This window comes from Dechloromonas denitrificans (genome assembly GCF_001551835.1).
In the GTDB taxonomy this organism is placed as follows: Bacteria; Pseudomonadota; Gammaproteobacteria; order Burkholderiales; family Rhodocyclaceae; genus Azonexus; species Azonexus denitrificans.
Genome location: NZ_LODL01000005.1, coordinates 169,212 through 177,507, shown reverse-complemented (window position 1 = coordinate 177,507; position 8,296 = coordinate 169,212). Strand labels below are relative to the sequence as shown.

10 protein-coding genes are annotated in these 8,296 nt (G+C 59.8%); 9 read left to right on the top strand and 1 reads right to left on the bottom strand.

Annotated features, from left to right (window positions below; all coding sequences use genetic code 11):
• The 9 genes from AT959_RS01735 to dnaB form a co-directional block, all read left to right on the top strand.
• The coding region (locus tag AT959_RS01735) for an electron transfer flavoprotein subunit alpha/FixB family protein (protein WP_205629809.1) at positions 1 to 432 on the top strand (432 nt) is incomplete at its 5' end.
• Positions 433 to 441: 9 nt separating this feature from the next.
• Positions 442 to 1,107 (top strand): energy-coupling factor ABC transporter permease, encoded by a 666-nt coding sequence (locus tag AT959_RS01730; RefSeq protein WP_083518145.1) that lies wholly within the window; start codon positions 442 to 444, stop codon positions 1,105 to 1,107.
• 43 nt (positions 1,108 to 1,150) lie between these two features.
• The gene (locus tag AT959_RS01720) at positions 1,151 to 2,959 is read left to right on the top strand and encodes a type IV pilus assembly protein FimV (RefSeq protein WP_157651174.1); all 1,809 of its coding nucleotides are present in this window, start codon (positions 1,151 to 1,153) and stop codon (positions 2,957 to 2,959) included.
• Positions 2,956 to 4,737 (top strand): acyl-CoA dehydrogenase, encoded by a 1,782-nt coding sequence (locus tag AT959_RS01715; protein ID WP_066879952.1) that lies wholly within the window; start codon positions 2,956 to 2,958, stop codon positions 4,735 to 4,737. Before AT959_RS01720 ends, AT959_RS01715 begins: the two co-directional genes overlap by 4 nt.
• Before the next feature lie 114 nt (positions 4,738 to 4,851).
• A complete protein-coding gene (gene rpsF, locus AT959_RS01710; protein ID WP_066879950.1) occupies positions 4,852 to 5,238 on the top strand; it encodes a 30S ribosomal protein S6 in 387 nt (128 codons plus the stop codon).
• Positions 5,239 to 5,261: 23 nt separating this feature from the next.
• Positions 5,262 to 5,591, top strand: a complete 330-nt coding sequence (gene priB, locus AT959_RS20190; RefSeq protein ID WP_083518144.1) for a primosomal replication protein N — start codon at positions 5,262 to 5,264, stop codon at positions 5,589 to 5,591.
• Positions 5,563 to 5,838, top strand: a complete 276-nt coding sequence (rpsR, locus tag AT959_RS01705; protein ID WP_027458986.1) for a 30S ribosomal protein S18 — start codon at positions 5,563 to 5,565, stop codon at positions 5,836 to 5,838. The genes priB and rpsR overlap by 29 nt, the downstream gene beginning before the upstream one ends.
• A gap of 18 nt (positions 5,839 to 5,856) precedes the next feature.
• Positions 5,857 to 6,303, top strand: coding sequence for a 50S ribosomal protein L9 (gene rplI, locus AT959_RS01700; RefSeq protein ID WP_066879948.1), 447 nt, complete (start codon positions 5,857 to 5,859; stop codon positions 6,301 to 6,303).
• Positions 6,304 to 6,369: 66 nt separating this feature from the next.
• Complete coding sequence (dnaB, locus tag AT959_RS01695; RefSeq protein WP_066879946.1) at positions 6,370 to 7,776, top strand: replicative DNA helicase; 1,407 nt, start codon at positions 6,370 to 6,372, stop codon at positions 7,774 to 7,776.
• Between the two features lie 54 nt (positions 7,777 to 7,830).
• Here the strand turns inward: dnaB and AT959_RS20840 are convergent.
• Positions 7,831 to 8,296: PhnD/SsuA/transferrin family substrate-binding protein (locus AT959_RS20840; protein WP_157651189.1), on the bottom strand; the 466-nt coding region annotated here is incomplete at its 5' end.

Below are 8,296 nucleotides of genomic sequence, written 5' to 3'. Positions count from 1 at the left end.
GCCGCCGCCGACACCGCCCAAAGCACCCTCACCAACCGCGAACTGACCAAATCCGAACGGCCCGAACTCGGCGCCGCCAAAATCATCGTCTCCGGCGGCCGCGGCCTGGGCAGCGGCGAGAACTACCACACCCTGCTCGAACCGCTCGCCGACAAGCTCGGTGCTGCCCTCGGTGCCTCCCGCGCCGCGGTCGATGCCGGCTTCGTGCCGAACGACTACCAGGTCGGCCAGACCGGCAAGATCGTCGCGCCGCAGCTCTACATCGCGGTCGGCATTTCGGGGGCGATCCAGCACCTGGCCGGCATGAAGGAATCGAAGGTCATCGTCGCCATCAACAAGGATCCCGATGCACCGATCTTCCAGGTCGCCGACTACGGCCTGGTTGGGGATCTGTTCGAAGTGATTCCACAACTGGTAAATTCCATCGGCTAATATAGCCGTGTGAATCTACCGGATACATTGCTGGGCGAATCGTGGTACTGGGCGGCTTGGGTCGTCTGGCTGCCACTTTTCGCCCGCAGTCTTTTCAAGGCGCCGTGGGGGCGTCTGAAAGATTCCGAAGCGATGAATGTCTGGCTCGGAATGGTCGTCTTGCTGACCGTGATCTGGAGTCTGAAAGCCGGCGTCAAGCCCGGGCTGGCCTTTCATTTGCTGGGCGCCACGGTTTTTACCCTGACTTGCGGGCCGCATCTTGCATTTGTCGGCTTGTGCCTGGTTCTGCTTGGGGTGACGCTGAATGGTGCGGCCGGTACGCTGGCTTATGCGACCAACGCGCTGCTACTGGCTGGGGTCGGGGTGGGCGTTGCCTATCTTTTTCACCGCCTTGCATCCCGTTTTCTGCCGCCGCATTTTTTTGTCTATATCTTTGTAAACGGTTTTCTCGGCGCCGCATTTAGTGCGATTAGCGTTGGTTTTGCGGCGACTGTTTTTCTTAGTCTTTCCGGGGCGTATACGTGGGAGTACCTGGTTAGCGACTATTTTCCCTACTTCATGCTTCTTGGCTTTTCCGAAGCCTGGCTGTCCGGCATGCTGATTACCCTGTTTGTCGTTTACCGTCCGAACTGGGTTGCCACGTTCGACGATTCGCGTTATCTGGCCAATAAATAACGACTACAATTCGGGTGATTTCTTGCATTTATGGGGTCTCTCGTTGAATCGTCTGGCTTTTCACTATTCCCTGCCGGTTTTGCTGCTTGCATTGTCCGGCAATGCTGAGGCTCTGGGTCTTGGTGAATTGCGTGGACAGCCCAATCTGGGCGAGCCGCTTCGTCTGGAGGTGGATGTTCTCGGCGACGGTAAGGCAAGCCTTGATCCTGCCTGCTTTCGCTTGATCCAGCCGCAGGAAGCCAGTGATCTGCCCTGGTTGAAGAAAGCATCGTTCAGTATTCGTAAGGGAACGCCGCCGGTTCTGCTGATTCGTTCGGAAGCGCCGTTGCGCGAGCCGATCCTGCAGTTGACCGTCCAGGTTGCTTGTGGTCACGAAGTAACCCGGGAATATCTGCTCCTTTCTTCGCCGCCTTCATCGGTCGCCGGGCGTTCCTTACCGGAAGGTGGTTCGTCACGCCAACGGGCCGATGAGCTGGTTTCAGCACCTTCGCCGCGAGCAGCGAAGGCTCGTCCGGCGCCTGTCGAGTTGCTTGAGGCGCCCACCCGTTTGCTGCCGCGCCGCTCAGAAAAGCGTCTGGCCCCAAGCGGCTTGCCCGACCGTCTGTTGCTTTCGAGTGGGGAAGATTCTGCTGAGCCATCGTTGCGCCTGGCGACCGACTTACTCTCCTTGCGCGCCGGGGCCAGAGAACTGGCCGAGGCGCGGCGCGAAATTCTGCGCCTCGAATTCCGGATGTTGCTGGCCATGCACGAGCAGGCAACGACACAGCTGGAAACTGCGGAAAAGTTGCGCAACATGGAAGCAACGCTGGGTGAATTGCAGCAGCGGGCTACGGAATTCAGCCAGCGTGTCGAGCAGGATGCCTTGCCGGTTGCTGCGACCCCAGTCACGGCGAATGCTGCGCCACTGGCAGTGATTGAAAATCCGGAACAGAAACTGCCTGCGCCAACACCTGTTGCGCCGGTGTCGGCTGCACCCGCAGCGGTTTCCGAGTGGAGTCTTTATGGCGTTGCGCTGGGGGGCTTGCTCGGGCTGGCTGGTTGGCTTGGTTGGCGCAATTACCAGGAGCGTCGACAACGAACAGCCGAAATTGAATTTCCCCTGCGTCCGCCAGAACTCCAGGTCGACCCAAGGCGCGACGATGAGCATGAGGAGTTGGGTGGCGTCGATCTGGCTGTCGAGCCGGCAGCGATGGGGATGCCCATGCAGGTCGATTTCGAGTTGGATGTCGCGCACGACGAACCCGCCCATACACCGCCACCAGTGCAGAGTGCGACGGGCGATTCCGTGCTCTCCATTTCGGCAACGACGCTTGATGAGCATTTTGAGGCCAACCCGGTTATGGAGTTGGCGGACATCATGCTTTCCTTCGGTCGGGTGAAGGGGGCCGCCCAGGCCTTGCAGGAATACATCGACAACAATCCGCAAGAGGCGTTGCAGCCCTGGATTCGTCTAATGGATGTTTATCGGATGGCGGGCATGCGGGCTGAATTCGAGACGGTCGCCCGTAACCTGAATCAGAATTTCAATGTCGAGGTGCAGCATTGGGAGTCTGTGTCGCCGGTGGGTAGCAGTCGCTCGATCGATCTGGTGCTCGACGAGATGGTGCCGGCGGTCGGCGCTTCGTCCGCCGAGGCAAAGCCGGAGTCGATCGAGGATATGCCCCGTCTGATGCATGCGATCACTGAATTGTGGGGAACCGGTGATGTTGTCGGCTACCTCTATCAGCTTTTGCGCGATAACCGGGGTGGCAAGCGTGTCGGTTTTGCGCTGGCAGTCGTTGAGGAAATTCTCTTCCTCGTCGAACTGAAGGAAACCTCCAACCGAATGGAAAAGGAATCTGCAAACTCATGAGTGAATATATTGCCCCGCTGAAGGACATCCGTTTTGCCATGCAGGAACTGGCCGGCCTGGAGCAGGTTGTGGCCCTGCCCGGTTGCGAAGAGGCGTCGCCGGATGTGGTTGATGCCATTCTTGAGGAAGCGGCCCGTTTTTCCGCTGAGGTACTGTCGCCGCTCAACGCGGTCGGCGACAAGAATGGCGCCAAATGGAAAGACACCGTGGTGACCACCACGCCTGGCTTCAAGGAGGCGTATCGGCAGTTTGTCGATAACGGCTGGAATGGCCTGGGTTGCGATCCGGAATTTGGCGGTCAGGGTTTGCCGCGCCTGCTGTCCGCCGCGGTCAGCGAAATGTGGAAAGCTTCCAATCACGCCTTTTCGCTGTGCCCGATGCTGACGCAGGGGGCGATCGAAGCGCTGATGATTGCCGGTACCGATGCGCAGAAGGCCGCCTATCTGCCGAACCTGGTGTCCGGTGAGTGGACCGGAACGATGAACCTGACCGAACCTTCGGCAGGGTCCGATCTGGCGGCCGTACGCAGTCGTGCCGAGCCGGTTGGTGATGGTAGCTACCGGATTTTCGGCCAGAAGATTTTCATCACCTACGGCGAGCACGACATGACGGACAACATCGTCCATCTCGTGCTGGCTCGGACGCCGAATGCACCGGAAGGCGTCAAGGGAATATCGCTGTTCGTCGTGCCGAAGTTCATGCTCAAGGCGGATGGCACGCCCGGCGAGCGCAACGACGTTTACTGCGTTTCGATCGAGCACAAGCTCGGCATTCACGGCAGCCCGACGGCTGTGCTGGCCTTCGGCGACAACGGCGGGGCCATCGGGACGCTGGTCGGTGAAGAAAATCGTGGCCTGGAGTACATGTTCATCATGATGAACGCGGCCCGTTTTAATGTCGGACTGGAAGGTTTGGGTGATGCCGAGCGCGCCTATCAACGGGCGGTGGTGTACGCCAGGGAGCGTGTTCAGGGCGCCGAGGTCGGCGTGCGCGGCGGGCCGAAGGTGCCGATCATCAAGCATCCTGATGTGCGTCGGATGCTGATGTCGATGCGCGCCCGGATCGAGGCCATGCGGGCCCTGGCCTATGTGACGGCGGCGGCGCAGGATCACGCCCATGGCAATCTGGATCAGGTCGCCCGCCAGCGCGGGCAAGCCTTTGCCGACCTGATGATCCCGGTCATCAAGGGCTGGAGCACCGAGAGTGCGATCGATATCGCCTCGATTGGCGTGCAGGTGCATGGCGGCATGGGCTACATCGAGGAAACCGGTGCCGCCCAGCATTTGCGCGATGCGCGTATTACAAGCATCTATGAAGGGACGACGGCGATTCAAGCGAATGACCTGATCGGTCGCAAGATTGCGCGCGAGCAGGGGGCAACCATCAGGAGCGTGATTGCCGAGATGCGTGCTGCAGCAACGGCGCTTGACGGCGATCTGGCCGGCGTCGGGGCGCGCCAGAGTGCTGCGGTCGACGCGCTGGAAAAGGCCGTTTCCTGGATTGTCGATAATTTTGCTGCTGATCCCAAGGCGGCCCATGCCGGTGCGGTGCCCTTCCTGTATTTGCTCGGTATTGTCGCTGGTGGATGGCAGATGGGGCGGGCCGCGGTGATTGCCCGGGCCCGGCTTGCGGCTGGTGATGCCGACCCGTTCTGGGCTGCCAAGCTGGCAACCACCCGTTTCTATGCCGATCATTTCCTGACCCAGGCCGCCGGTCTGGCGGAAGCCGTGACGACGGGAGCGGCCGGTGCGCTGGCTATTGCCGACGACAGCTTCTGATAAATAGCAGTTGTCTTTTTCCCTGAAGCCCGCGATTTCTGTTATAGTCGCGGGCTTTTCAACCTTGCCCTACCGCGAACGCATGGTGGAGGGTTTATCCCAAAAGGAGTTTGCATGCGCCATTACGAAATCGTCTTTATCGTCCATCCGGACCAAAGCGAACAAGTGCCCGGCATGGTCGAGCGCTATCGCGCCATCGTTACTACCAAGGGTGGTACGATTCATCGTCTGGAAGACTGGGGCCGCCGCCAACTGGCTTACCCGATCCAGAAGATCCACAAGGCTCACTACGTCATGATGAACATCGAGTGCGACGGCGAAACGCTGAACGAACTCGAGCATTCGTTCAAGTTCAACGACGCCGTGCTGCGCCACCTGACCGTCAAGATGAAGGCCGCTGTGACGACTCCTTCTCCGATGATGAAGGAAGAGAAGTCCAAGTCCCTGCTTGGTGGCGAAGCTGCTGCTGCACCGGCCCCGGCCGAAGCACCGGCTGCCTAACGGATATTGCACAGGACTAACGGCTGAACTGCATCGAAATCTCCGGAATACTGGTCGAGCGCAAGGCTTTGCGCCACACGCCAGCCGGAGTTCCAGTCAGCGAGGGATGGCTGCAACACAGCGCCCCGCAGATTGAAAACGGTGCACAGCGTCTGGTGGAAGTGGAAATCGCTGTTCTGGCCCTGGGTGAAACCGCCCGCTGGCTACAGGCAGCGCCCCTCGGTGGGTCAGTCAAGATTACTGGATTTCTCGCTGCCAAAAGCCGCCTCAGCAAGATGCCTGTGCTGCATGTGAATTCAATAGAATTTTTGGAAGGAAACGAAAATGGCTCGATTCTTCAAGAAGAAGGATGACGACAAGAAAAAGAAACGCGGCGGTGGTTTGTTCAAGCGTCGTAAATTCTGCCGCTTCACGGCAGAAAAGGTCGAACAGATCGACTACAAGGATGTTGACGTTCTGAAGGAATACATCCAGGAAAACGCCAAGATCATGCCGGCTCGTCTGACCGGTACCAAGGCCGGCTATCAGCGCCAGCTGGGCACCGCTATCAAGCGCGCCCGCTTCCTGGCTCTGCTGCCTTACACCGACAACCATCAATAATTTTCGGGGAGACGAAACATGCAAATCATTCTGCTCGAAAAGGTTGTTAACCTTGGTGGCCTCGGCGATATCGTCAAGGTTAAGGACGGCTACGCCCGTAATTTCCTGATCCCGAAGCGCATGGCCAAGCGTGCCACGCCGGCTGCGATGGCTGAATTCGAAGCCCGTCGTGCTGAACTGGAAAAGCTGGCGGCTGAAAAGCTGGTTGCTGCCCAGGGCGTTGCCGACAAAATGGCTGGTCTGTCCGTGTCCGTGGCTCGCAAGGCTGGTATGGACGGCCGTCTGTTCGGCTCCGTCGGCAATGCCGATATCGCCGACGCGCTGAAGGCTGCCGGTTTCAACGTTGACAAGGCTGCCATCCGCATGCCGGAAGGTCCGCTCAAGACCATTGGCGAATTCCCGCTCGACGTTGCGCTGCACACCGATGTGCTGGCCAACATCACCGTGGCCGTGGTTGCCGAGTAATTCCGGTTTCCCGTCACTGAAGAAGGCCTCGCGATAGCGGGGCCTTTTTAATTTAAACTGCCCGAAATGAACCAGCGCCCTCAAAAACCCAAAGCTACTGATCCAAGCCTCGCCCAACTGCGTGTGCCACCTCATTCCATCGAGGCCGAACAATCGGTGCTCGGCGGTCTGTTGCTGGATAATCAGGCTTGGGACCGGATGGGCGACATCGTTACCGATACCGATTTCTATCGTGACGAGCATCGCCGGATCTTCCGGCAGATTCGTAGTTTGCTCGAACGGGCCAAACCGGCTGACGTCGTGACGGTTGCCGAAGCTCTGGATTCGGCCGGCGAGGGCGAACAGACCGGCGGTCTGGCCTATCTCGGCGAACTGGCAGCGAATACGCCGTCGGCCGCCAATATCAAGCGTTATGCCGAAATCGTCCGCGAGCGGGCGATCCTGCGCCAGCTGGTGGCGACGGCCGACGAGATTGCGGCCGATGCGCTGAACCCGCTCGGTCGCGATGCCGAAGCCCTGCTCGACGAAGCAGAATCGAAGATTTTCAAGATTGCCGAAGCGGGGGCCGGGCATGCCGAAGGTTTTGTCCACATCAACCCGTTGCTGACGCAGGTGGTTGAGAAGATCCAGGAGTTGCACGACCGCGACAACCCCTCCGACATCACCGGCGTGCCGACCGGTTTTATCGACCTCGACCAGAAAACCTCCGGTTTCCAGCCGGGCGACCTGATCATCGTCGCCGGTCGCCCATCGATGGGGAAGACCGCCTTCGCTCTGAATATTGCCGAGAACGTCGCGGTGGATGCCGGTTTGCCGGTCGGCGTCTTCTCGATGGAAATGGGTGGCGCCCAGTTGGCGCAGCGGATGCTGGCCTCGATCGGGCGCCTGAACTCGCAGAATTTGCGGACGGGCCGGATGAACGACGAAGAGTGGTCGAAACTCTCCTTTGCGCTTGGCAAGCTGCATGAAGCGCCGATCTATATCGACGAAACAGGCGGCCTCAGTCCGGCCAACCTGCGCGCCCGGGCCCGCCGTCTGGCCCGTCAGTATGGCGGCAAGCTCGGCCTGCTGGTCATCGACTACATCCAGCTGATGAGCGGCAACAAGGCGGGTGAAAACCGGGCGACCGAAGTTTCCGAAATCTCCCGCTCGATCAAGTCGCTGGCCAAGGAGTTGCAAGTGCCGATCGTGGCGCTGTCACAGCTGTCGCGTAAGGTCGAGGAACGCACCGACAAGCGCCCGATGATGTCCGACTTGCGCGAATCCGGCGCTATCGAACAGGATGCTGACGTGATCCTGATGATGTACCGCGAGGAATACTACAAACCGGATACGCCGGATCGCGGCATTGCCGAAGTCATTATCGGCAAGCAGCGTAACGGCCCGACCGGGACCGTGCGCCTGAACTTCGTCGGCGAGTTCACCCGCTTCCAGAATCTGGCCAGCGGCGGCTTCGTCGACTCGCAGAACTAACGTTCTGCCGTTTTTGGAGGTTGAGCGGGCCGCTTCCGGCCCGTCCTTCCGGCGTTAATTCTGGCTGGCGAACATCTCGCGGATTTCACGGTACTGTTCGTCGCCAACGGCAATGAAGCCAGTCATGTTCAGTTCCGCGAACATGCCATGCAGGGCCCGGCTGTCGCCGAGGAAAACCTGCCTGATTTTGGCGGCCAGTGCGGGGCACAGCCGGTCGCGCAGCACGAAGGGGTCATAAGGAATCGCCGGCGATTGCCAGATGACCTTCAATTCGTCCGCCTGTACCGTCCCCTGGCGCAATGCCTCGTCGAGTCGGCTGCTGGCGACGAAGGCGGCATCGACGCGTTTTTTCTGGACGGCCTCGATGGCACGATCATGCGAGCCAGCAAAGCTGAGACGCTGGAAATAGGTTTCGAGCGACTGGCCGGTCAGCCGGCTGATCGCCTGCCGAGGCAGGATGGTGCCCGAGGTGCTGGCCGGGTCGGTCAGGCTGACGGTGCTCCCGCGCAGACTTTCGATA